We start from the raw sequence: 22,805 nt of genomic DNA, 5'->3' as shown, positions 1-22,805 counted from the left end.
TGGGGTTTGGGGGGGTTTTGCCTTTGCGGTTTTGGGGGGTTGTGTTTCGAGGGAACGGGGGGGGGGAAAGGGGGGCGTGCCCCCGGGGGGTTGTTCTCCCTGGGTCCCACGTCGCTGTGTCCGGACGGTCCGTCAGGCGCGGTACGCGGTCCAGGCGTCGTTCATGCGGGCCACCTGGCCGGCGGTGAACTGGTACATGCAGGAGTCGTACGTGTAGTCCATGAAGTTGTGGATCGGGTCCACACCGGTCTTGGAGGCGCACGAGTCACGGCCGGTCGGGCACTGGTAGGCAGCGCTCTTCTCGGCCGGGGTGTCGGCGACGTAGTCGCCGTTGCCGTTGCAGCCGCCCTGGAAGGTGTGGTACAGGCCCAGCCAGTGGCCGACCTCGTGGGTGGCGGTGTCACCCTCGTTGTAGTTGGCGGCGGAGCCGCCGGGCAGCGAGGTGTCGAGGACGACGACGCCGTCCATCGACGGGTTGGACTGGTAGGAGGACGGGAAGGTCGCCCAGCCGAGCAGGCCGCCGCTGAGGTTGGCGGTGTAGAAGTTCAGCGCGTTGGCGCCGCCCTTGCGCAGGGTCTGCTTCATCTGCTTCTCGGCGGTGGAGCCGGAGGCCAGGTTGTACCAGCTGGCGTTGTCCGTGTAGTCGGTTTCGGCCAGGGTGAACTGGAAGCCCGAGTTGACGTTGCCGGTGCCCTGGCCGCCGTAGGCGGCGTTGAGGACGGCGAGCTGGTTGTTGATGTCGGTCGCGCTGAGCTTGCCCGTCGTACCGCTGTGGATGACGTGGAAGTAGACGGGGATCGAGACCGCGGTGGCGCCGAAGGCGCCGGAGGCGTCGGCGCGGCCGGACAGGCGGGCCTCGGCGACTCTCTTCTTCAGGTCCGCGTCCATGGCCTTGGCCTGGTCGGCGGTGATCTCGTTGGGCTCGGCCTTGTGGGCGTCGCCCTTGGCCTTGCGCGCACCGGACACGCCCTCGTGAGCGTCGTGGCTGTCCACGCACTCCTCGGCGGAGGCGCCGGCCAGGGTGGCGGTCGACGGGGCGGCCGCCGGGGCGGACAGCGGGGCCAGGGCCAGGGTTCCGGCCATGACGGCGGTGCCGAGCAGACGACGTGACATACGCGGCGATATACGGGCAAGAGCACGCACGGGTGACTCCTCGTGGGGGTTGGGGAGAGGTACTTCCTCGCCACCGCCGGGGAGATTACGCGTCCATGTCATATGTCGTTGAGGATTGATCAAGCCCAATCATTCGGCGGGCAAATCGGGGCATCAGGAAGAAAAACTTGTGCCGCTTCCGGAGTTTGAGACGTGGACGTAACAGAAGAGATGACGAAGGCGGGTGGTGTGTCCGGATTCGACGCTCCGAACTCGCCACCCGCCGTGATGATGTGATCTTCCGTTAACACGGAAGATCATGGCTGAAAATCGTCGTATCTGTGCCCAGCGGTCTCCGTCAGTGCACCGGCTGGTACACCCGCTCGACACGCTGCGTTCCGCTCAGCGTGCGATACGAACGCGCCCAGGCCGCCGTCGCGCCCCGGTCCGCCCGGTCGGAGACCGTGTAGTAGTCCATCTGCGAACGCTCGGCGGTCACGTCGAGTACTCCGTACCCGTGGTGGTCCATGTCCACCCACTTCACATGGCGGTTGGCGGCCTTGATCGCGCCGGCGGCCACCACGGAGAGCGTGCCCGGCGCCACGTGCAGCAGGTCGTCCAGGTTGTCCGAGGTCACGGACGTGACCACGAACTCCGTCGCCGCCGAGGCCGACAGCGGATAGGTCGAGGCCTTCACCGGAACGTCGTTGGCCCACGCCATGTGGATGTCACCGGTCAGGAAGACCGTGTTGCGGATGCCCCGGTCCGTCAGGTGCTTCAGCAGCTCCTTGCGGTCGTCCGTGTAGCCGTCCCACTGGTCGACGTTGATCGCCAGGCCCTCCTGCGGCAGCCCGAGCAACTCGGCCAGCGGGCCGAGCAGATCGGCCGGCAGCGCGCCGAAGGCCACCGGCGAGATCATCACCGAGGTGCCCACCAGCTGCCAGGTCGCGTCCGAGGCCGAGAGGCCGGACTTCAGCCAGTCCAGCTGCGCCCGCCCGGTGATCGAGCGCTCGGGGTCGTCCACCTTGCCGCTGCCCACGCCCGCCTGCTGCGAACGGAACGAGCGCAGGTCGAGCAGATGGAGATCGGCCAGGCGGCCGAAGCGCAGCCGCCGGTAGACCGTGCCCTCGGTGGAGGTGCGCACCGGCATCCACTCGAAGTACGCCCGCTTGGCGGCCGCGACCCGGTCCGCCCAGGCGCCCTCCGCGCCGGGCGTGTGGTTCTCGGCCCCGCCCGACCAGGCGTCGTTGGCGAACTCGTGGTCGTCCCAGATCGCCACGACCGGGTGCGCCGCGTGCAGCGCCTGGAGGTCGGCGTCCGACTTGTAGGTGGCGTGCCGCAGCCGGTAGTCGGCGAGCGAGACGATCTCGTGCGCCGGCTGGTGCTGCCGGACGGTGTACTCGGCGCTCGGGTACGAGCCGGTGCCGTACTCGTAGATGTAGTCGCCGAGGTGGAGGATCGCGTCCAGGTCGGTGCGGGCGGCCAGGTGGCGGTACGCGGAGAAGTACCCGGCCTCCCAGTTGGCGCAGGACACCACGCCGAAGCGGACTCCGGGCGCGGCCGCGTCGGCGGCGGGCGCGGTGCGGGTGCGGCCGACGGGGGAGACGGTCCCGCCCGCGGTGAAGCGGAACCAGTAGGCCGTGGCGGGCCGCAGGCCCCGTACGTCCACCTTCACGGTGTGGTCGGAGGCGGCGCCGGCGACGGCGGTGCCGCTGGTCACCGTACGGGCGAAGTCACGGTCCTCGGCCAGCTCCCAGCCGACCGTGACGTCCGGGCCCTGGCCGGAACCGGGCAGGGCGTCGGGAGTGGGGGTGACGCGCGTCCAGAGCAGGACGCCGTCGGGCAGCGGGTCGCCGGAGGCGACACCGTGCAGGAAGGAGGGCGCCCCGGCGTCGGCGAGTGCGGGCGAGGCGGCGGCCACCAGCGCCGGCGCGGCGACGGCCGTCACGGCGGCGGCCTTCACCACGGAGCGGCGGCTGGGGGCGGATATGTGGTTACGACTGGTCACGGCCCGTCAGATTACCGACTGGTAGGGCGAACGGGCAGACCTCGGCACAGATGTTCGTCCACTCTTCCCGGCCCGTTCCTCCCGGACCGCGCGTCAGGTGCGCCTCGGCCGGCCCGAACGCCGGTCGCCCTGGGCGTGGGAAAGCCCCCGGAGCGGGCAACTCCGAGGGCTTCCGGGACCGTTCCGGCGCGTGGGCGTCAGGGCTTGAGGACCTTGCCGAGCGCCGCGTTGAACTGCTCGACGGTCAGCGGCGGGTTGTCGCTGCCTTCGGCCGTGAGCGTCTTGCCGTCCATCTTCAGCGTCGGCGTGCCGCGCACCCCGCTCTCGTCGAAGGCCTTGGACATCTTCATCGCCCAGGCGTCGAAGGTGCCGTTCTCGACGTTCTTCCTGAACTCCGCGTTGCCCTTCAGGGCCGGCACGGAGTCCGCCACCTCCAGCAGGTAGGAGTCCTTGGCGAACTTGTCCTGGCTCTCCTCGGGGTGGAACTTCGTCGAGTACAGCGCCGACTTGTACTTCAGGAAGGCCTCCGGGCTCACGTCCAGGGCCGCGCCCAGCGCCGACAGGGCGTTCTTGGAGCCCTCGCCCTGGTCGGCGTTGTCGATGAAGGTCGCGCCCACGTACTTGAGCTTGTACTTGCCGTCGGCGACGTCCTTCTCGACGGTGGCGCCCACGCTCTGCTCGAAGGTCGCGCACACCGGGCAGCGGGAGTCCTCGTAGACCTCCAGCGTCTGCTTCGCCTCCGGCTTGCCGAGGACCACGGTGGTGCCGTCGGTGCCCTCGGTGTTCTTCGGCGCCGTGACGTTCTTCGCGTCGGCGGCGGTCTCCCACGCGCCGGGCTTGCCGGCCTGGACGACGGCGTAGCCGATGCCGCCGGCGATCGCGAGGATGCCGAGCGCCGAGCCGGCGACGATCATCTGGCGGCGCGCCTTCTCCTTCTTGGCCTGCTTCTCACGCTCGATCCGCAGCCGCTCGCGGGCGGCCGCCTTGTTTGCCTGGCTGTTGCGCTTGCTCATGGTCCTGCACTCCGTGACGGGGAGAAGAAAAGGGAGGAAAAGTGAGGGAAGGGGCGCGCGCCGCCCGTCGTGCGCCGCCCGTCGAGCGGGTCGCTCAGACGAGGGCGAGGGCGGGTACGGGCGCGCCGGCCGGAGCCGTACGCCCCGGGCGCGCACCGCGCGGCGGTCCCCGCCGTCCCACGGAGTGCGCGAAGAGCCGGGTACGGGACCGGCGCGGCCGGTCCACGGGGTGCCCGGCGCGCCGCGGGCGGGCCCCGACGGCGCGGAAGAAGGCGGCCGCCACGAGCAGGGGCCGGAACGCGAAGGCCACGGCCGCCCGCAGCAGCCGGGCGAGGGCCCGCTCGCCGCCGCGCAGCCAGGAGGCGGCGCCGAGCCCGACCGCCACATGGGCGGCGAGCAGCAGCCAGGGGACGGCGGGATCGGGCGAGCTCAGCAGGGCCGCGGCCGTGCCGGTCCCCGGAGCCGCCACGCCGGGCAGCGGGGCGCCGACGGCGCCGCCGCACAGCGCGTCCACGTCGAAGCCGACCGTGCGCAGCGAACCGGCCACCGGCCCGCCGGCGGGCCCGTAACAGGCGACCTGTCCGCTGGTGAAGAGCGTGTCGGCGGCCAGTTCGAGCGGGACGAGGAGCCCGGCGATCGGGCCGAGGCCGCGCTCGCGGCCGGCCAGGGCGAACGCCACCGCGAAGACGGCCACGGCGACCGGGACGACCGCGCCGAGCGGCAGCGGCACCCCGGACAGCAGGACGTGCGAGGCCACGGACAGCGTCACGACCAGTGCCGTGAAGAACGCCGCCCGGAGGGCTCTCAGCTGGATTCCTGCCATGTCCATCGCCGTGGAAGTGTGCCATGCCCGCCCGTAAGGCGCCCCTAAGGCCAGGCTGTGAGCGGCCTCGCCGGCCCGCCGGCGGCCCCTACAGGCCCGGGATCCGGCCGTTGCGGAACAGGTCCACGAAGATCTGGTGGTCGGCACGCGCGCGTGCGCCGTACGCGTGGGCGAAGTCCACCAGGAGCTCGCCGAAGCCCTCCTCGTCGCCGGCGATGGCGGCGTCGATGGCCCGCTCCGTGGAGAACGGCACCAGGGAGTGGCCGCTGGAGTCGTCCGCCGCCGCGTGCATGGCCGCCGTCGCCCGGCCGAGGTCGGCGACGGTCGCCGCGATCTCCGCCGGGTCGTCGATGTCCGACCAGTCCAGGTCCACCGCGTACGGCGAGACCTCGGCCACGAGCTGTCCGATGCCGTCGAGCTCCGTCCACCCCAGCCACGGGTCGGCGTGCGCCTGCAGCGCCCGCTGCGAGATCACCGTGCGGTGGCCCTCGTGGTGGAAGTACGCCCGCACCGCCGCGTCCGTCACATGGCGCGCGACCGCCGGGGTCTGCGCCTGCTTCATGTAGATGACGACGTCGTTCTCCAGGGCGTCGCTGTTGCCCTCGAGGAGGATGTTGTACGAGGGCAGGCCGGCCGAGCCGATGCCGATGCCGCGGCGGCCGACGACGTCCTTGACCCGGTACGAGTCGGGGCGGGCCAGGCTCGACTCCGGCAGCGTCTCCAGGTAGCCGTCGAAGGCGGCGAGCACCTTGTAGCGAGTGGCCGCGTCCAGCTCCATGGCACCGCCGCCCGCGCTGAAGCGGCGCTCGAACTCGCGGATCTCCGTCATCGAGTCGAGCAGCCCGAAGCGGGTCAGCGAGCGGGCCTGGCGCAGCGCGTCGAGCAGCGGGCCCTGGGCGCTGTCCAGGGTGAAGGGCGCGATCTCGTCGCTCTTGGCGCCGGTCGCGAGCGCGTGGATCCGCTCCCGGTAGGAGGCGGCGAAGATCCGCACGAGCTCCGTGATCTGGTGGTCGCTGAGCGCCTTCGCGTACCCGATCAGCGCGAGGGAGGCGGCGAGCCGCTTGAGGTCCCAGGTGAAGGGGCCGACGTAGGCCTCGTCGAAGTCGTTGACGTTGAAGATCAGCCGGCCGTTGGCGTCCAGGTAGGTGCCGAAGTTCTCGGCGTGCAGATCGCCGTGGATCCACACCCGGCCGGTCCGCTCGTCCAGGTACGGCCCGCCGTGCGCCTCGCGCTCCAGGTCCTTGTAGAACAGGCAGGCCGTGCCCCGGTAGAAGGCGAAGGCGGAACCGGCCATCTTCCGGAACTTGACCTTGAAGGCGGCGGGGTCGGCCGCGAGCAGCTCGCCGAAGGCGGCGTCGAAGACGGAGAGGATCTGCTCACCGCGCTCGGCGGCGGTGGGCTGGGGGACCGGCATCGAGGAAGCCTCCTGGTGGGGAGCGCGGGGTGCGGGCCGCGCGGGATGTGGCCGAAAATTGTGCATGACAAATGGGACAGGTGTTCTCTGTCTCCCAACGCGCGACGGTACCCGCGAGTGCCCGCTCGCTGTCAGTGCGGCGACGTAGACTTCCACGCTGACCCGCCAGAAGTTCATTGGAGGCATCCCCCGTGACCAAGCCGCCCTTCACGCACCTCCACGTCCACACCCAGTACTCCCTGCTGGACGGTGCCGCGCGGCTGAAGGACATGTTCAACGCGTGCAACGAGATGGGCATGACCCATATCGCCATGTCCGACCACGGAAACCTCCACGGCGCGTACGACTTCTTCCACAGCGCCACGAAGGCCGGCGTGACGCCGATCATCGGCATCGAGGCCTACGTCGCCCCGGAGTCCCGCCGCAACAAGCGGAAGATCCAGTGGGGCCAGCCGCACCAGAAGAAGGACGACGTCTCCGGCTCGGGTGGTTACACCCACAAGACGATCTGGGCGGCGAACAACACCGGGCTGCACAACCTCTTCCGGCTGTCCTCCGACGCGTACGCCGAGGGCTGGCTCCAGAAGTGGCCGCGCATGGACAAGGAGACCATCTCCCAGTGGTCGGAGGGCCTGATCGCCTCCACCGGCTGCCCCTCCGGCGAGCTCCAGACCCGGCTGCGTCTCGGCCAGTTCGACGAGGCCCTGAAGTCCGCCTCCGAGTACCAGGACATCTTCGGCAAGGACCGGTACTTCCTGGAGCTGATGGACCACGGCATCGAGATCGAGCGCCGGGTCCGCGACGGCCTCCTGGAGATCGGCAAGAAGCTCGGCATCCCGCCGCTGGTCACCAACGACTCGCACTACACGTACGCGCACGAGGCCGCCGCCCACGACGCCCTGCTGTGCATCCAGACCGGCAAGAACCTCTCGGACCCCGACCGCTTCAAGTTCGACGGCACCGGCTACTACCTGAAGTCCACGGACGAGATGTACGCCATCGACTCCTCGGACGCCTGGCAGGAGGGCTGCCGCAACACGCTGCTGGTCGCCGAGCAGATCGACACCACCGGCATGTTCGAGAAGCGCGACCTCATGCCGAAGTTCGACATCCCCGAGGGCTACACCGAGGTCACCTGGTTCCGCGAGGAGACCATGCGGGGCATGCACCGGCGGTTCCCGAACGGGATCCCCGAGGACCGCATGAAGCAGGTCGAGTACGAGATGGACACCATCATCTCGATGGGCTTCCCGGGCTACTTCCTCGTCGTCGCCGACTTCATCATGTGGGCGAAGAAGCAGGGCATCGCCGTGGGCCCCGGCCGGGGCTCCGCGGCCGGCTCGATCGTCGCGTACGCCATGGGCATCACCGACCTCGACCCGATCCCGCACGGACTGATCTTCGAGCGCTTCCTCAACCCCGAGCGCATCTCCATGCCCGATGTCGACATCGACTTCGACGAGCGCCGGCGCGTCGAGGTGATCCGGTACGTGACCGAGAAGTACGGCGCCGACAAGGTCGCCATGATCGGCACGTACGGAAAGATCAAGGCCAAGAACGCGATCAAGGACTCCGCCCGCGTCCTCGGCTACCCGTATGCGATGGGCGACCGGCTCACCAAGGCCATGCCCGCCGACGTCCTCGGCAAGGGCATCGACCTCGACGGCATCACCAACCCCTCCCACCCGCGCTACAGCGAGGCGGGCGAGATCCGGGCGATGTACGAGAACGAGCCGGACGTGAAGAAGGTGATCGACACCGCCAAGGGCGTCGAGGGCCTGGTCCGTCAGATGGGTGTCCACGCGGCCGGCGTGATCATGTCCAGCGAGCCGATCGTCGACCACGCCCCGATCTGGGTGCGGCACACGGACGGCGTGACCATCACGCAGTGGGACTACCCGCAGTGCGAGTCGCTCGGCCTGCTGAAGATGGACTTCCTGGGCCTGCGCAACCTCACCATCATGGACGACGCCGTCAAGATGGTGAAGGCCAACAAGGGCGTGGAGCTGGACCTGCTCGCCCTGCCGCTGGACGACCCGAAGACCTTCGAACTGCTCCAGCGCGGTGACACCCTCGGCGTCTTCCAGTTCGACGGCGGCCCCATGCGGTCCCTGCTGCGGCTGATGAAGCCCGACAACTTCGAAGACATCTCCGCCGTGTCCGCGCTCTACCGCCCGGGCCCGATGGGCATGAACTCGCACACGAACTACGCGCTCCGCAAGAACGGGCAGCAGGAGATCACCCCGATCCACCCGGAGCTCGAGGAACCCCTCAAGGAGGTACTCGACGTCACCTACGGCCTGATCGTCTACCAGGAGCAGGTGCAGAAGGCCGCCCAGATCATCGCCGGCTACTCGCTCGGCGAGGCCGACATCCTCCGCCGCGTCATGGGCAAGAAGAAGCCTGACGAGCTGGCGAAGAACTTCACCATCTTCCAGGCCGGCGCCAAGAAGAACGGCTACAGCGACGAGGCCATCCAGGCCCTCTGGGACGTCCTGGTCCCCTTCGCCGGCTACGCCTTCAACAAGGCGCACTCCGCCGCGTACGGCCTGGTCTCCTACTGGACCGCCTACCTCAAGGCGAACTACCCCGCCGAGTACATGGCGGGACTGCTCACCTCGGTCAAGGACGACAAGGACAAGTCCGCCGTCTACCTGAACGAGTGCCGCCGCATGGGCATCAAGGTGCTCCCGCCGAACGTCAACGAGTCCGAGGCGAACTTCGCCGCCCAGGGCGACGACGTGATCCTCTTCGGCCTCACCGCCGTCCGCAACGTCGGCGCCAACGTCGTCGAGTCGATCATCAGGACCCGCAAGAGCAAGGGGAAGTACAGCTCCTTCCCCGACTTCCTCGACAAGGTCGAGGCCGTGGTCTGCAACAAGCGGACCGTCGAGTCGCTGATCAAGGCCGGCGCCTTCGACACCATGGGCCACACCCGCAAGGGCCTGGTCGCCCAGCACGAGCCCATGATCGACACCGTGGTGGCGGTCAAGCGCAAGGAGGCCGAGGGCCAGTTCGACCTCTTCGGCGGCATGGGCGACGAGGGCGGCGACGAGCCGGGCTTCGGCCTCGACGTCGAGTTCTCCGACGTCGAGTGGGAGAAGGCCTACCTGCTCGCCCAGGAGCGCGAGATGCTCGGCCTCTACGTCTCCGACCACCCGCTCTTCGGCCTCGAGCACGTCCTGTCCGACAAGACCGACGCCGGCATCTCCCAGCTCACCGGCGGCGAGCACGCGGACGGCGCGGTCGTCACCATCGGCGGCATCATCTCCGGCCTCCAGCGGAAGATGACCAAGCAGGGCAACGCCTGGGCCATCGCCACCGTCGAGGACCTGGCCGGCTCCATCGAGTGCATGTTCTTCCCGGCCACCTACCAGCTGGTCTCCACCCAGCTGGTCGAGGACGCGGTCGTCTTCGTCAAGGGCCGGCTCGACAAGCGCGAGGACGTCCCCCGCCTGGTCGCCATGGAGCTGATGGTCCCGGACCTGTCGAACGCGGGCACCAACGCGCCGGTCGTCCTGACCATCCCGACGGTCAAGGTCACCCCGCCGATGATCAGCCGGCTGGGCGAGATCCTCCAGCACCACAAGGGCAACACCGAGGTCCGGATCAAGCTCCAGGGGCCGCGCTCGACCACCGTGCTCCGGCTCGACCGGCACCGGGTCCAGCCCGACCCGGCGCTCTTCGGCGACCTCAAGGTGCTGCTCGGCCCGTCCTGCCTGGCCGGATAGCGGACTCGTCCGGCCGTCCGGACCCCGCCGCACGCGCAAGGGGCGCGCCCGTCGTCACGGGCGCGCCCCTTTGCCGTCGGCTCGTGCCTCCGGCTTGTCCGCCGTCGGCGCGTCAGTTGTGGCCGAAACGCTTCTGCCGGCCCTTGCGGGCCATGTCGCCCGGGGTGACCTGGGCGGCGCGCTGCTCGGCCTGGGACTCCATCGAAGACTGCTGGGCCTGCTGCGCACCGCGCTCGGCCTGCGAGCCGCGCTGCTGACTGCGGTCCTGCTTCCGGTTCTTGGCCATGGTGATGATGCCTCCTCAAAGGGGTGTGGGGGCCAGGGCCGCTGTCAGACTCACACACGGCAGGAAGCGCCGCATTTTGGATCATTACGGACGGTAAACGCCGTCTTCCGGGCACCCCCACGTGAGATCCGCCACGCCGATGATCCAGTTCCGGACGTCAACCCCACCGCGGTCGGGCAGACTCGGAGGAACCCGGAGCACTTCCGATCCCGAGGTTCCCGCAGGGCTTCCCGAAGCTTCCCGAAGCGCTTTCCGAAAGAGGGTGGAACACGTGGACCGATGCGTCGTCCTGGTGGATGCCGGCTACCTCCTTGGCGCCGCCGCCAGCCTCCTCGCCGGCGAACCGGCCCGCTCGCGGATCACCGTCGACCACGCCGCACTCGTCCAGCAGCTGCGCGAACGCGCCGAGGCCGACACCCAGCAGCCGCTGCTGCGGATCTACTGGTTCGACGGCGCACCCGACCGGGTGCCGCAGCCCGAGCACCGCCGGCTGCGCGTCATGCCCCGCGTCACCGTCCGGCTGGGCGCCCTGACCCGCAGCGACGGCCGCTGGGCCCAGAAGGGCGTCGACGCGGCCATGCACACCGAGCTCACCGAGCTCTCCCGCAACCGCGCCTGCTCCGACATCGTCCTCGTCACCGGCGACGGCGACCTGCTGCCCGGCCTGATGTCCGCCAAGGAACACGGCGTCGCCGTCCACCTGTGGGCCGTCCAGGCCGCCGACGGCGACTACAACCAGTCCGAGGACCTGGTCGCCGAGGCCGACGAGCGGCGCGTCCTCGACCGCGCCTGGATCACCCGCGCCGTCCGCGCCAGGGACCTCACCGGACTGTGCGCCCCTCCGCCCGCGCCCCGCCCGGAGATCGCCGCGATCCTCTCCGCGCCGCTGCCCGAGTCCGCCCTCGCCGCCTCCGCCGAACGGGCCGCCGCGGCCGCGCACAACGGCTCCGCCACGTCCGCGCCCGCCGCTCCCGCCGACACCCCGGACCCCGACCCGGCACCCGCGGGCGCGGCGGTCAACGGTGCCGGCGTCCCGGCGCCCGCCACCGCCAGGAACGTCCCCACCCCCAAGGACCTCGCCGCACTGCGCGGCCCCACCGCGCCGGCCGCGCCGAGCGCGCACGGCGCCACCCTGCGCTGGTCCTCCGACAAGGGCTGGATCGACCGCCCCACCCCGTCCCTCGGCGAACCCGCCGAGACGGCGTCCCTGCCCACCCTCGCCCAGCTCACCAGCGCCGAGCAGCGCTGGGCCGACCGCGAGGAGGACATCACCACCGTCGGCGGCGACCCCTACGAGGTCGGCCAGGTCTTCGCCCGCCGCTGGCTCGACCGGCTCCCCGAGCCCGGCCACGTCCCCAAGCTCGCCACCATGTACCCGCGCATCCCGCACCGCATCGACGGCGAACTCCTCCGCTACGCCGCCCGCTTCGGTCTGCTCGCCCACAAGGACGACCAGATCGACGAGCACGACCGCTACGCGATCCGGGCCGGCTTCTGGCGCGAGATCGACGTCCACGCCGCCGCGCAGCACGCCCCCGCGCCCGAGGAGAGCCGGGGGACCCCGTAGGCTCATCCCTTGTGAGTACGGTGTGCGCGGTGCGGGACCTGGTGAAGACGTACCCCGCCACACGCGGCAGACGCGGCACGCCCGCGACCCCCGAGGTACGGGCCACCGACGGGATCAGCCTCGATGTGCGCGGCGGCGAGATCTTCGGCCTGCTCGGCCCCAACGGCGCCGGCAAGTCCACGCTCGTCCGCCAGCTCACCGGCCTCATGCGCCCCGACTCCGGCACCGTCCGGATGCTCGGCCACGACCTGGTCCGCCACCCCGAGCGGGCCGCCCGGCTCCTCGCCTACCTCGGCCAGGAGTCCACGGCCCTCGACGAGCTGACCGTCGCCCTCGCCGCCGAGACCACCGGCCGGCTGCGCGGCCTCGGCACCCGCGAGGCCCGCGCCGCGCGCGACGCCGTCCTCGACGAGCTGGGCCTCGGCGAGCTCGCCGGCCGGCCCCTGAAGAAGCTCTCCGGCGGCCAGCGCCGGCTCGCCTGCGTCGCCGCCGCCCTCGTCGGCGAGCGGCCCGTGCTCGTCCTCGACGAACCCACCACCGGCATGGACCCGGTCGCCCGCCGGGCCGTCTGGGCCGCCGTCGACCGGCGGCGCGCCGACCACGGCACCACCGTCCTGCTCGTCACCCACAACGTCATCGAGGCCGAGACCGTCCTCGACCGGGTCGCCGTCCTCGACCGCGGCCGCGTCATCGCCTGCGACACCCCCGCCGGACTCAAGGAGAGGGTCGCGGGCGAGGTACGGGTCGAGCTGGTCTGGCGCGAGCACGCCCCGCTGGACGTCCCCGAGGTCGCCGCGCTGCGCACCTCCGCCCAGGAGTCCGGCCGCCGCTGGGTGCTCCGGCTCGCCCCCGACGAGGCGCGTGCGGCGGTCGCCGCGGTGACCGGCGGGGCGGCCTTCGCGGCCCTGGACGACTTCACCCTGGCGACACCCAGCCTGGAGGACGTGTACCTGGCGCTCGGCGGCGAGACCCGGGGACTGGTGAAGGCATGACGCACCCCAGGACGCACCGCGTCACGGACCCGTACGCGTACGAGTCGACCGTCAGGAGCTGGACGAGTTGAGCACCCTGCCCGCCGAGGCCCTCACGGCCGGCGTGCCCGTCGGCCGGGCCCGCGACGAGGAGCCGGACGCGGCCCCGCTCGCCCCGCGCGCCCGGCTGCTGCCCGCGCTCGGCGCGGTCTACCGTGCCCAGCTCTCGCGCGCCCGGGTCGCCCGGATCCCGCTGCTCTTCGTGGCGACCTTCCAGTCGATCGGGATCATGGTCCTGATGCGGGGCGTCGTCGACGGCGGCTCGGAGGCCCGCGCCGTGGTCGCCGGCTCCGCCGTGCTCGTCGTCGCCTTCGTGGCCCTCAACCTGCTCGCCCAGTACTTCGGGCAGCTGCGCGCGAGCGGCGGGCTCGACCACTACGCGACGCTGCCCGTGCCGCCCGCGGCCGTGGTGCTCGGCGCCGCCGGCGCGTACGCCTCCTTCACCGTGCCCGGGACGGTGGTGACCGCGGTCGCCGGCTCGGTGCTCTTCGGGCTTCCGCTCGGCCATCTGTGGATCCTGGCGGCGGTGGTGCCGCTGTCCGGGGCCGCGCTCGCCGGCCTCGGCGCGGCGCTCGGCCTGCTCGCCCCGCGCCAGGAGCTCGCCACCCTGCTCGGCCAGCTCGGCATGTCGGCGGCGCTGCTGCTCGGCGTGCTGCCCGCCGAGCGCCTGCCCGCCCCGATCGGCTGGGCACGGGACCTGCTGCCCTCCACGTACGGCGTGGAGGCCCTGGCCCGCACCTTCGACACCCACCCGGACTGGACGGCCGTCTGCCTCGACCTCGCCGTGTGCGGGGCGGTGGGCGTCGTCTCGCTCGCGGTCGCCACCTGGGCCTACCGGAGGGCCGCGGTCCGCTGAGGGGCGTCGCGGGCCCCGGTCCGCTGAGGCGGCGCACAGCCGTACCTGGCACGATGGCGTCGTGACCGCACCTCTGACTCCGCCGCACCAGCCGCCGCACGACTCCGCCTGGCCCGCGCCCGACCCGGTGCCGCCCGCATCGGGCGGCGCCCCGAACACGGCGGCCGAGCTGCGGCAGTCCGCCGTGGTGGTCGCCGCGTCCGTGGTGGCCGGGGCGCTGCTCGGTCTGCTGTGGCTGTGGCTGGCGCCGCGGGTCACGCTGTTCTCCGACGGCAAGGCGGTCTACCTCAAGAACAGCGAGGGCGAGTCCGCCATCGGCATGGACGGGACGTTCGTCCTGATCGCCCTCGGCTTCGGCGTCCTCGCCGCCGCCCTGGTCTTCCTGATCCACCGGCACGGCGGCGTCGCGCTCGTCCTCGGCCTCGCGGCCGGCGGCGTCCTCGGCTCGCTCCTCGGCTGGGGCGTGGGCGTCTGGCTCGGCCCGGAGCGCAACGTCGTCGCCCACGCCAAGGCGGTCGGCCCCGACGTCCTCTTCGAGGCGCCGCTGGAGCTCAAGATGGGCGCCGCGGCGATGCTGGCCTGGCCGATCGCCGCGATGATCGTCCACCTCGCCCTCACCGCCCTGTTCGGACCGCGCGACCCGGAGCCCGAGGACGGGCCCTGGCCGCCGACGCCCACGCCGCCGCAGGGCTGAGCGCCGGGCGGGTGGTGCCGCGGCCGGCGTTCCCGCGTCAGCCGCGGCCGATGGGCGCCAGGACCGCGTCCGTGAGGGCCGCCAGGTCCTGCGGGGCCAGTTCGACCTCCAGGCCACGGCGGCCCGCCGAGATGCAGATCGTCTCGTGGCCGGACGCCGAGTCGTCCAGGACCGTGCGCAGCCGCTTGCGCTGGCCGAGCGGCGAGATGCCGCCGCGCACGTAGCCGGTGGTGCGCTCGGCCGCCGCCGGGTCCGCCATCGCCGCCCGCTTGCCGCCGACCGCCGAGGCCAGCGCCTTCAGGTCGAGCTGCCCGGCGACCGGGACGACGGCGACCGTCAGCTCGCCGTCCACGTCCGCGACCAGCGTCTTGAACACCCGGTCCGGGGAGACGCCCAGCGCCTCGGCGGCCTCCTCGCCGTACGAGGCCGTCGCCGGGTCGTGGTCGTACGCGTGCAGCGTGTACGGCGTGCCCGCGGCCGTCAGCGCGACCGTGGCCGGGGTCCCGCCGCCGCTCCCGCCGTTCTTCTTCTGCTTCTTCGCCACGCAGAACCCTCCTGGTTCGGTGCTTCGCTCAGTTCGGGCTGGTCGGTGCGCGGGTCAGCTCCACCGCCGGGAGCGAGGGGAGGTGGCGCAGCACCGCCGTCTCCGAGCGGAGCAGGGTCAGTTCCTCGCGCAGCCGGGTCGCCGTGTCCGGCGCCTGGAGCAGCCGCTGCTTGGCCGGGATGTCGAGCACGGCCGCCGCGGCGACCAGGTACGACACGACCGAGGGGTCGTCCGGCAGCTCGCTCGTCGTCATCGAGCGCTCCCGGGCGCCCGCGAGCCGCTTCTGGTACGAGCGGAAGGCCCGCAGCACGCCCTCGGCCAGCGCGTCCGCGTCCTCGCCCCGCTCCTCGGGGATCTCCTCGACCTCCGCGGTGAGGAAGGGGCCGCTCGCGTCGACGGAGAGCAGCTTCACGCGGACGGTCCCGGTGACCATGACCTCGAAGCCGCCGTCGGCGCGCTGCCGGATCGACGCCGCGTCGGCCACACAGCCGACCCGGTGGAAGGCCTGGATCGGGTCCGGGCCGAAACCGGCCGCGGGGCCCTTCTCCGGCAGCGCCGTCTGGTCCGGCAGGCCCGGCGCCGTCGGCGCGACCTCACGGCCGTCGCGGATCGCCACGACGGCGAAGCGCCGCGGCTCGGACTCGTCCGTGCGGAGCAGCTCGCGCATCATGGCGCGATAACGCTCCTCGAAGACGTTCAGCGGCAGCACGAGTCCCGGGAACAGCACCGTGTTCAGCGGGAAGAGAGGCAGGCGGGCGGTGGTCACAGCGGTCAAGCGTAATGGCCGCCGGGTCCGCCCCCGTCGGCCCGTCCCGCAACCGCCGGAAGGACCTCCGGCGGCCGTCCGGCGGCGGCGCCCAGCGGAGTGCGGCGGGCCACCTCCCGGACGGTGAGGGCGCGTGCGTCCAGGAAGCCGCGCAGCGGGTCCTCGGCGACCAGCGTCCACGGGAACGTGGTGGCCTGCGGCCCGATCCGGCCGAACTCCGCCAGGGCGTCGTGCCAGCGGCCGCGCTCCACCAGGACGTGCACCAGGAGGTTGCGCACCTCGGCCGGCCACAGGTCGCCCGCGGGGTACTCCGCCGACAGCGCGAGGGCCCGGTCGGCCGCCGCGTCGATCCGGTCGGCCGGCACGCCGTGCTCGCGCCCGGGCCCCGCGAGCAGCTGGGCGAACGCCGCCCGCACCGGCAGCGCCTGCGCCAGCGAGCCCGGCAGCGCGTCCTCCGCGGCCTGCTCGGCGAAGTCGAAGCACTCGCGGTGCGAGCCGTACCACTGCGCCGACAGGTACTTCAGCGCGGCCACGTGGCTGGCGTAGTGGTGCGGGGCACGGCGCACGGCCTGCTCCCACAGCGTCTCGAAGACCGTGTGCCCGGCGTGGGTGCCGCGCGCGTGGTCCAGGGCCAGCCGCCACGGCACCGGGTCGCGCGGCGCGGCCTCGGCCGCCGCCTCGATCAGCGGCCCGAGCTCGCGCAGCCGCTCGGCCCTGGCCGGCGACCCCCAGGCACGGCGGACCGCCAGCTGCGCCTTGACGAGCAGGGCGTCCGGGTCGCGCGGCGCGGTCGACAGCCAGTGCTCGAGCCAGCCGTCCCTGCGGTACGCGAAGGCGCTCAGGCGCGTGACGTAGCGGTCCCGGTCCTCCCACTCGGCGGCGTCCCGCGTGGTGGCGAGCAGCTTGGCCGCCGGCTCCGGGTCGGCGAGGGCGGCGGCGACCAGCGCCGGGGCGAGCCGCCCGTCCGGCGCGTCGAGCAGCACGTCGTCGTCCGGCGCGAGGGCGGCGGCGAGCCGCGGGGCGTGCCGGACCATGCGGGTGGTGCCGATCAGGGCGCGGAGGAGTGACATGGTGCGAAACATTGAAAACCGCAGGTGAGAGCCGCGCCAGTGGGGGACTGTGAAGCTTTGGTGGCGGCGGGAAGGTTGTGCTGACGGGGGTCAAGACAGCGTAAAGAAAGGGGCGAATCGGTGCTCGCACCACCCCCCGTCCGCACAACCGGAAGCCGTCCGCACAACCGGAAGCCTTCAGCCCCCGCGCGGCCCGCAGCCCCTGCGGCCGTCAGTCCGCGCGTCCGCCAGCCCCCGCGGCTGACAACCCCCGCCGCCGTCAGCCCCTGCGCAGCAGCCGGGACGCTCCCGCGGCCACCGTCGTGGCGAGCACCCAGCCCAGCAGGATCAGCGCCGTGGACGCCCACTGCCAGAAGCCCTCCAGCCGCCAGTAGCCCACCTGCCCCAGGTCGATCACCGGAAGCAGCAGGTCGAGCGCGTACAGCGTGGCGTTCCAGTGCGGCGACTCGCCCGGCTTCAGCGGCACCGCGTCGTAACGCGAGAAGGCCACCGTGCCCGCCGCCCACAGGACGGCCATCCACAGCGCCGCCCGGCCGGGCCGGTAGCCGTACGCCACCGTCAGGTCCTGGACCCAGCCCCACAGCTTCCCGGCCACCGGCAGCGTCTCCCGGCGCCGCCGCTGCTTGGCGAGCAGCACCTCACGGGCGTCGGCGTCCTCCCCGCTGTTGCGCAGCACCGTCGCCAGGCGCTCGTACGGCTCCGGCGCGTACTCCGGCGTGGCCGCCGCGACCCACTCCAGGCGCCGGGCCAGCGGGAAGTGCCCGTACGGCACCAGGTTCTCGTAGACGAACCCGCCCATCGCGAGCCCGCCCGGGCCCGGCCAGCTGCCGGCCAGGTCGATGAGCGTCACCACCTTCGCCCCGTTGAGCACCACCCGGCCCTCCTCGGGGCGCTCCCCGTTGAAGCGCAGCTCCGGGGTGACGATCCGGCGCAGCGACAGCTCCTCCCGGCGCGAGCCGTCGAGCACGAACCGGGCGTAGTGCAGGTCGACCGAGTCGCCGAAGCGGCCGTCGTCCAGCCGCACCCCGCCGTGGCACTCGACCGGTTTGCGCCGCGCACCCTGCGCCGGCGTCACCCCGTAGGGCGGGGTGGCCGTCGCGTGCCCCGAGGTCTCGTAGACCCAGGCCGCGTTCAGGTAGAGCGTGCGCTCCACCGTCAGCTGCGGCGCGTTCAGCGCGCGGCGCTGCTGGGCGCCGCGCAGCACGCTGCCCCGCAGGCTCAGCGACACGCCGACCTTCGCGCCGCGCAGGCTCACCTCGCCGTACGTCTCGATCAGCTCGGCCTGGAGGTCCTGCGCCACCACCATGCCGTCCGCCGTGATCGCCCGGCCGCGGCGGTCCGGCCACACCCGGATCTGGTTGATCAGCAGGTCCGTGCCGATCTGCGCGTCCGTCAGCCGGATGCCCCGCTCGACCCGGCAGCGCGGCAGATGGAGGTCGCCCTCGGTGTGCAGCCGCGCCGCCTCCAGGCGCGGTATCGCGCACTCCACCATCCGCAGCGTCCCGAAGCGGGCCTCGGGAAGCACCACCTCGCCGTCGAAACGGCAGCCGTGCAGCTCCACGTACGGCCCTATCGTGCCGCCCGCGAGATACAGCACCCCGGTGATCCGTGCCCCGCGCAGCTTCAGCGCCGCGACCCGCCCGGACACGGCCGGCGGCCCGTCGAGCAGCAGCAGCGCCACGATCTCCGCCCGGACGCTGCGCTCCGGCCCCCACGCCGTCCGCAGCGCGAACGGATCGTCCCGCTCGGCGACCCCCTCCCTCAGGTCACAGGTCCCGCCCACCCGGAACGCCCTCCACATGGCCCGCTCCGGCCGGGTCAGGCCCTCGGGCATCCCGTCGTCCTCGCGCGGCTCGGTCACTGCCGCCCCCTCGCTTCCCACGATTCCGCTTCCCCGGATTCGTACAGCCGTTCTTCCCGCTGAGTGACGGACTGAACGCTAACGGTCAGGAGTGGCGACAAGACGCCAGAGTGGCCTGTATCAGCCAGTGATACGGGCGTCCGGCGCCGTGGGCCGTCTGAGAGAATTGACCCGTGATCTCTCGAATCGATCTGCGCGGCGAGGCCCTCCCCGAGGGTTCCGCCCTGCGTGACCTGCTGCCCCGTGCCGAGTTCGACGTGGAAGCCGCCCTGGAGAAGGTGCGGCCGATCTGCGAGGACGTCCGGCATCATGGCGCGGCGGCCGTGATCGACTACGGGGAGAAATTCGACGGCGTCCGTGTCCCCAGCCTGCGCGTGCCCGCGGAGGCGATCACCCGCGCCCTCGACGAGCTCGACCCCGCCGTCCGCGCGGCCCTCGAGGAGTCCATCCGCCGCGCCCGCCTCGTCCACCGCGAGCAGCGCCGCACCACCCACACCACCCAGGTCGTGCCCGGCGGCACCGTCACCGAGAAGTGGATCCCCGTCGAGCGCGTCGGCCTGTACGTGCCGGGCGGCCGCGCCGTCTACCCGTCCTCCGTCGTGATGAACGTCGTCCCGGCCCAGGAGGCCGGCGTCGAGGGCCTCGCCGTCGCCTCGCCCCCACAGAAGGAGTTCGGCGGGCTGCCGCACCCGACGATCCTCGCCGCCTGCGCCCTCCTCGGCGTCGACGAGGTCTACGCCGCCGGCGGCGCCCAGGCGATCGCCATGTTCGCGTACGGCACGGAGGACACCGCCGGCGAGCCCGGCTGCGCCCCCGTCAACCTGGTGACCGGCCCCGGCAACATCTACGTCGCCGCCGCCAAGCGCCTCCTCAAGGGCCGCATCGGCATCGACGCCGAGGCCGGACCGACCGAGATCGCGATCCTCGCGGACTCCACCGCCGACCCGGTCCACGTCGCCGCCGACCTGATCAGCCAGGCCGAGCACGACCCGATGGCCGCCTCCGTCCTCGTCACCGACTCCGAGGAGCTGGCCGAGGCCACCGAGGCCGAGCTGAAGACCCAGGTCGCCGCCTCCAAGCACGTCGACGACCGGATCGCCCCGGCACTGGCCGGAAAGCAGTCCGCGATCGTCCTCGTCAAGGACCTCGCCGACGGCCTCAAGGTCGTCGACGCCTACGGCGCCGAGCACCTGGAGATCCAGACCGCCGACGCCGCCGCCGTCGCCGACCGGGTCCGCAACGCGGGCGCGATCTTCGTCGGCCCCTGGGCGCCGGTCTCCCTCGGCGACTACTGCGCGGGCTCCAACCACGTGCTGCCCACCGGCGGCTGCGCCTGCCACTCCTCCGGCCTGTCCGTGCAGTCCTTCCTGCGCGGCGTCCACATCGTGGACTACACGCGCGACGCCCTCGCCGAGGTCGCCCACCACGTGGTGACCCTCGCCGAGGCGGAGGACCTGCCCGCGCACGGCGCCGCGATCAAGGCACGGTTCGGATGGAAGGTTCCCGAGAGCAAGTGACCCAGCGCAAGACCATCGGGATCGACGACCTTCCGATCCGTGACGAGCTGAAGGGCAAGTCGCCCTACGGCGCGCCCCAGCTCGACGTGCCCGTCCAGCTGAACACCAACGAGAACCCGTACCCGCTGCCCGAGCCTCTGGTGGCCCGGATCGCGGAACGGGTCGCCGAGGCCGCCCGCGGCCTCAACCGCTACCCCGACCGGGACGCCGTCGAGCTGCGCACCGAGCTCGCCCGCTACCTCACCCGCACCACCGGGTACGAGGTCGCCCGGGAGAACGTGTGGGCCGCCAACGGCTCCAACGAGGTCCTCCAGCAGCTGCTGCAGACCTTCGGCGGGCCCGGCCGCACCGCGATCGGCTTCGAGCCCTCGTACTCGATGCACGCCCTGATCGCCCGCGGCACCGGCACCGGCTGGATCTCGGGCCCGCGCAACGAGGACTTCACCATCGATCTCGCGGCGGCCGAGCAGGCCATCGCCGAGAACGCGCCGGACGTCGTCTTCGTCACCTCGCCCAACAACCCCACGGGCACCGCCGTCGAGGCCGGGACCGTCCTCGCCCTGTACGAGGCCGCCCAGGCCGCCAGGCCGTCCCTGGTGGTCGTCGACGAGGCGTACGTGGAGTTCAGCCACCGGGACTCGCTGCTGCCCCTGATCGAGGGCCGCCCGAACCTGGTGATCTCCCGGACCATGTCCAAGGCCTTCGGCGCCGCCGGACTGCGTCTGGGCTATCTCGCCGCCCACCCCGCCGTGGTCGACGCCGTCCAGCTGGTCCGCCTGCCCTACCACCTCTCCGCCGTCACCCAGGCCACCGCGCTCGCCGCCCTGGAGCACACCGACACCCTCCTCGGGTACGTCGAGCAGCTCAAGGCCGAGCGCGACCGCCTGGTCGCCGAGCTGCGCGCCATCGGCTACGAGGTCACCGAGTCCGACGCCAACTTCGTCCAGTTCGGCCGCTTCGACGGAGCCGAGGGCTCCCACGAGGCCTGGCGGAAGATCCTCGACCGGGGCGTCCTGGTCCGGGACAACGGCGTACCGGGCTGGCTGCGGGTCACCGCCGGCACCCCCGAAGAGAACGACGCGTTCCTCGACGCGGTTCGTGAGCTGAAGAAGGAGCAGAACGCATGAGCCGCGTAGGCCGCGTTGAGCGCACCACCAAGGAGACGTCCGTCGTCGTCGAGATCGACCTCGACGGCACCGGAAAGGTCGACGTGTCGACCGGGGTCGGCTTCTACGACCACATGCTCGACCAGCTCGGCCGGCACGGTCTCTTCGACCTGACCGTGAAGACCGACGGCGACCTCCACATCGACTCGCACCACACCATCGAGGACACCGCCCTCGCGCTGGGCGCCGCCTTCAAGCAGGCCCTCGGCGACAAGGTCGGCATCTACCGCTTCGGCAACTGCACCGTCCCGCTGGACGAGTCGCTCGCCCAGGTCACCGTCGACCTCTCCGGCCGCCCCTACCTGGTGCACACCGAGCCCGAGAACATGGCGCCGATGATCGGCTCCTACGACACCACGATGACCCGGCACATCCTGGAGTCCTTCGTCGCCCAGGCGCAGATCGCGCTGCACGTCCACGTCCCGTACGGGCGCAACGCGCACCACATCGTCGAGTGCCAGTTCAAGGCCCTCGCCCGCGCCCTGCGCTACGCCTCCGAGCGCGACCCGCGCGCCGCCGGCATCCTCCCGTCGACGAAGGGCGCCCTGTAACCGTGAACGGCCTCTCCACCGTCCTCATCGTCGTCGGGCTCTTCCTGCTCGGCGGCATCTACTCCTTCGTCAAGCAGCAGATGCCCAAGGGCCTCATCGTGCTGCTCTCCATCGGCGCCGTGATGTGCCTGTCGGCCGGCGTCCTGCGTCTGGACGTGTGGTCATGACGGCGGGCGCTCCCAAGAAGGTCGTCGTCTTCGACTACGGCTTCGGCAACGTGCGCTCCGCCGAGCGGGCGCTCGCCCGGGTCGGCGCGGACGTCGAGATCACCCGCGACTACGAGAAGGCGATGAACGCCGACGGACTCCTCGTCCCGGGCGTCGGCGCCTTCTCCGCCTGCATGCAGGGCCTCAAGGAGGCCCGCGGCGACTGGATCGTCGGGCGCCGGCTGTCCGGCGGCCGGCCCGTCATGGGCATCTGCGTCGGCATGCAGATCCTCTTCGCCCGCGGCATCGAGCACGGCGTCGAGACCGAGGGCCTCGACGAGTGGCCCGGCACCGTCGAGCCGCTCGACGCGCCCGTCGTGCCCCACATGGGCTGGAACACGGTCGACGCGCCCGCCGACAGCGAGCTGTTCGCGGGCCTGGACGCCGACGCCCGGTTCTACTTCGTGCACTCCTACGCGGTGCGCGACTGGACCCTGGAGATCGGCAACCCGAACATGCGCGTGCCGAAGGTCACCTGGGCCACCCACGGCGAGCCGTTCGTCGCCGCCGTCGAGAACGGTGCCCTGTGGGCCACCCAGTTCCACCCCGAGAAGTCCGGCGACGCCGGCGCCCAGCTCCTCACCAACTGGATCGGAACCCTGTGACAGC

At 72.1% G+C, this 22,805-nt stretch carries 20 protein-coding genes; 10 read left to right on the top strand and 10 right to left on the bottom strand.

What is annotated here, in order from left to right:
- Nucleotides 1-132 precede the first annotated feature (132 nt).
- The 5 genes from ACFWJO_RS14095 to ACFWJO_RS14075 all read right to left on the bottom strand — a co-directional run bounded on the left by ACFWJO_RS14095 (nucleotide 133) and on the right by ACFWJO_RS14075 (nucleotide 6,350).
- A complete protein-coding gene (locus ACFWJO_RS14095; RefSeq protein WP_386864972.1) occupies nucleotides 133-1,113 on the bottom strand; it encodes a zinc metalloprotease in 981 nt (326 codons plus the stop codon).
- Between the two features lie 337 nt (nucleotides 1,114-1,450).
- Nucleotides 1,451-3,100 (bottom strand): alkaline phosphatase D family protein, encoded by a 1,650-nt coding sequence (locus ACFWJO_RS14090; protein WP_386864971.1) that lies wholly within the window; start codon nucleotides 3,098-3,100, stop codon nucleotides 1,451-1,453.
- 197 nt (nucleotides 3,101-3,297) lie between these two features.
- A complete protein-coding gene (locus ACFWJO_RS14085) occupies nucleotides 3,298-4,113 on the bottom strand; it encodes a thioredoxin domain-containing protein (protein ID WP_386864970.1) in 816 nt (271 codons plus the stop codon).
- Nucleotides 4,114-4,207: 94 nt separating this feature from the next.
- Nucleotides 4,208-4,942: a hypothetical protein gene (locus tag ACFWJO_RS14080; protein ID WP_386864969.1), complete on the bottom strand. Its 735-nt coding sequence runs from the start codon at nucleotides 4,940-4,942 to the stop codon at nucleotides 4,208-4,210.
- A gap of 82 nt (nucleotides 4,943-5,024) precedes the next feature.
- A complete protein-coding gene (locus ACFWJO_RS14075; protein WP_386864968.1) occupies nucleotides 5,025-6,350 on the bottom strand; it encodes a DUF2252 domain-containing protein in 1,326 nt (441 codons plus the stop codon).
- 191 nt (nucleotides 6,351-6,541) lie between these two features.
- Between ACFWJO_RS14075 and dnaE the strand changes: the two genes are divergently transcribed.
- A complete protein-coding gene (dnaE, locus tag ACFWJO_RS14070) occupies nucleotides 6,542-10,081 on the top strand; it encodes a DNA polymerase III subunit alpha (protein ID WP_384422981.1) in 3,540 nt (1,179 codons plus the stop codon).
- 112 nt (nucleotides 10,082-10,193) lie between these two features.
- On the opposite strand, the gene ACFWJO_RS14065 is transcribed toward dnaE, so the two are convergent.
- The gene (locus tag ACFWJO_RS14065; RefSeq protein WP_384422566.1) at nucleotides 10,194-10,367 is read right to left on the bottom strand and encodes a hypothetical protein; all 174 of its coding nucleotides are present in this window, start codon (nucleotides 10,365-10,367) and stop codon (nucleotides 10,194-10,196) included.
- A gap of 271 nt (nucleotides 10,368-10,638) precedes the next feature.
- On the opposite strand from ACFWJO_RS14065, the gene ACFWJO_RS14060 reads away from it, so the two are divergent.
- The 4 genes from ACFWJO_RS14060 to ACFWJO_RS14045 all read left to right on the top strand — a co-directional run bounded on the left by ACFWJO_RS14060 (nucleotide 10,639) and on the right by ACFWJO_RS14045 (nucleotide 14,515).
- Nucleotides 10,639-11,934, top strand: a complete 1,296-nt coding sequence (locus ACFWJO_RS14060; RefSeq protein ID WP_386864967.1) for an NYN domain-containing protein — start codon at nucleotides 10,639-10,641, stop codon at nucleotides 11,932-11,934.
- Between the two features lie 20 nt (nucleotides 11,935-11,954).
- Nucleotides 11,955-12,926, top strand: a complete 972-nt coding sequence (locus ACFWJO_RS14055) for an ABC transporter ATP-binding protein (protein ID WP_386865071.1) — start codon at nucleotides 11,955-11,957, stop codon at nucleotides 12,924-12,926.
- Nucleotides 12,927-12,993: 67 nt separating this feature from the next.
- Nucleotides 12,994-13,821: an ABC transporter permease gene (locus ACFWJO_RS14050; protein ID WP_386864966.1), complete on the top strand. Its 828-nt coding sequence runs from the start codon at nucleotides 12,994-12,996 to the stop codon at nucleotides 13,819-13,821.
- Nucleotides 13,822-13,882: 61 nt separating this feature from the next.
- Entirely contained in the window at nucleotides 13,883-14,515 is a 633-nt protein-coding gene (locus ACFWJO_RS14045; RefSeq protein ID WP_386864965.1) for a DUF2567 domain-containing protein, read from the top strand.
- A gap of 37 nt (nucleotides 14,516-14,552) precedes the next feature.
- Here the strand turns inward: ACFWJO_RS14045 and ybaK are convergent, their stop codons facing one another.
- The 4 genes from ybaK to ACFWJO_RS14025 form a co-directional block, all read right to left on the bottom strand.
- Entirely contained in the window at nucleotides 14,553-15,059 is a 507-nt protein-coding gene (gene ybaK / locus ACFWJO_RS14040) for a Cys-tRNA(Pro) deacylase (protein WP_386864964.1), read from the bottom strand.
- A gap of 28 nt (nucleotides 15,060-15,087) precedes the next feature.
- Complete coding sequence (locus ACFWJO_RS14035) at nucleotides 15,088-15,825, bottom strand: LON peptidase substrate-binding domain-containing protein (RefSeq protein WP_386864963.1); 738 nt, start codon at nucleotides 15,823-15,825, stop codon at nucleotides 15,088-15,090.
- A 5-nt stretch (nucleotides 15,826-15,830) separates the two neighbouring features.
- Nucleotides 15,831-16,907: a hypothetical protein gene (locus tag ACFWJO_RS14030; protein ID WP_386864962.1), complete on the bottom strand. Its 1,077-nt coding sequence runs from the start codon at nucleotides 16,905-16,907 to the stop codon at nucleotides 15,831-15,833.
- 247 nt (nucleotides 16,908-17,154) lie between these two features.
- On the bottom strand, nucleotides 17,155-18,756 hold the full coding sequence (locus ACFWJO_RS14025; protein WP_386864961.1) for an oxidoreductase: 1,602 nt from the start codon (nucleotides 18,754-18,756) through the stop codon (nucleotides 17,155-17,157).
- A gap of 173 nt (nucleotides 18,757-18,929) precedes the next feature.
- On the opposite strand from ACFWJO_RS14025, the gene hisD reads away from it, so the two are divergent.
- The 5 genes from hisD to hisH are packed head-to-tail and all read left to right on the top strand — an operon-like array spanning nucleotide 18,930 to nucleotide 22,801.
- Nucleotides 18,930-20,273 carry a histidinol dehydrogenase gene (gene hisD, locus ACFWJO_RS14020; RefSeq protein ID WP_386864960.1) on the top strand — a complete coding sequence of 448 codons (1,344 nt, stop codon included), beginning with the start codon at nucleotides 18,930-18,932 and terminating at the stop codon, nucleotides 20,271-20,273.
- The gene (locus ACFWJO_RS14015; RefSeq protein ID WP_386864959.1) at nucleotides 20,270-21,400 is read left to right on the top strand and encodes a histidinol-phosphate transaminase; all 1,131 of its coding nucleotides are present in this window, start codon (nucleotides 20,270-20,272) and stop codon (nucleotides 21,398-21,400) included. The genes hisD and ACFWJO_RS14015 overlap by 4 nt, the downstream gene beginning before the upstream one ends.
- Nucleotides 21,397-21,990, top strand: a complete 594-nt coding sequence (gene hisB / locus ACFWJO_RS14010) for an imidazoleglycerol-phosphate dehydratase HisB (RefSeq protein ID WP_030492957.1) — start codon at nucleotides 21,397-21,399, stop codon at nucleotides 21,988-21,990. The genes ACFWJO_RS14015 and hisB overlap by 4 nt, the downstream gene beginning before the upstream one ends.
- A gap of 2 nt (nucleotides 21,991-21,992) precedes the next feature.
- Nucleotides 21,993-22,157, top strand: a complete 165-nt coding sequence (locus ACFWJO_RS14005; protein WP_370411956.1) for a hypothetical protein — start codon at nucleotides 21,993-21,995, stop codon at nucleotides 22,155-22,157.
- On the top strand, nucleotides 22,154-22,801 hold the full coding sequence (gene hisH, locus ACFWJO_RS14000) for an imidazole glycerol phosphate synthase subunit HisH (protein WP_386864958.1): 648 nt from the start codon (nucleotides 22,154-22,156) through the stop codon (nucleotides 22,799-22,801). Before ACFWJO_RS14005 ends, hisH begins: the two co-directional genes overlap by 4 nt.
- The last annotated feature ends 4 nt before the right edge of the window (nucleotides 22,802-22,805 follow it).

Source organism: Streptomyces sp. NPDC127092 (assembly GCF_042722475.1).
Taxonomy (GTDB): domain Bacteria; phylum Actinomycetota; class Actinomycetes; order Streptomycetales; family Streptomycetaceae; genus Streptomyces.
The sequence above is the reverse complement of the archived record's forward strand: the minus strand, read 5'-3'. Positions and strand labels throughout refer to the sequence as shown.

Coding starts and splice junctions, on each gene's coding strand:
- ACFWJO_RS14030 (WP_386864962.1), bottom strand. CDS start 16,907: ATGTTTCGCACCATGTCACTCCTCCGCGCCCTGATCGGCACCACCCGC.
- ACFWJO_RS14085 (WP_386864970.1), bottom strand. CDS start 4,113: ATGAGCAAGCGCAACAGCCAGGCAAACAAGGCGGCCGCCCGCGAGCGG.
- ACFWJO_RS14080 (WP_386864969.1), bottom strand. CDS start 4,942: ATGGACATGGCAGGAATCCAGCTGAGAGCCCTCCGGGCGGCGTTCTTC.
- ACFWJO_RS14075 (WP_386864968.1), bottom strand. CDS start 6,350: ATGCCGGTCCCCCAGCCCACCGCCGCCGAGCGCGGTGAGCAGATCCTC.
- hisH (WP_386864958.1), top strand. CDS start 22,154: ATGACGGCGGGCGCTCCCAAGAAGGTCGTCGTCTTCGACTACGGCTTC.
- ACFWJO_RS14065 (WP_384422566.1), bottom strand. CDS start 10,367: ATGGCCAAGAACCGGAAGCAGGACCGCAGTCAGCAGCGCGGCTCGCAG.
- hisB (WP_030492957.1), top strand. CDS start 21,397: ATGAGCCGCGTAGGCCGCGTTGAGCGCACCACCAAGGAGACGTCCGTC.
- ACFWJO_RS14095 (WP_386864972.1), bottom strand. CDS start 1,113: ATGTCACGTCGTCTGCTCGGCACCGCCGTCATGGCCGGAACCCTGGCC.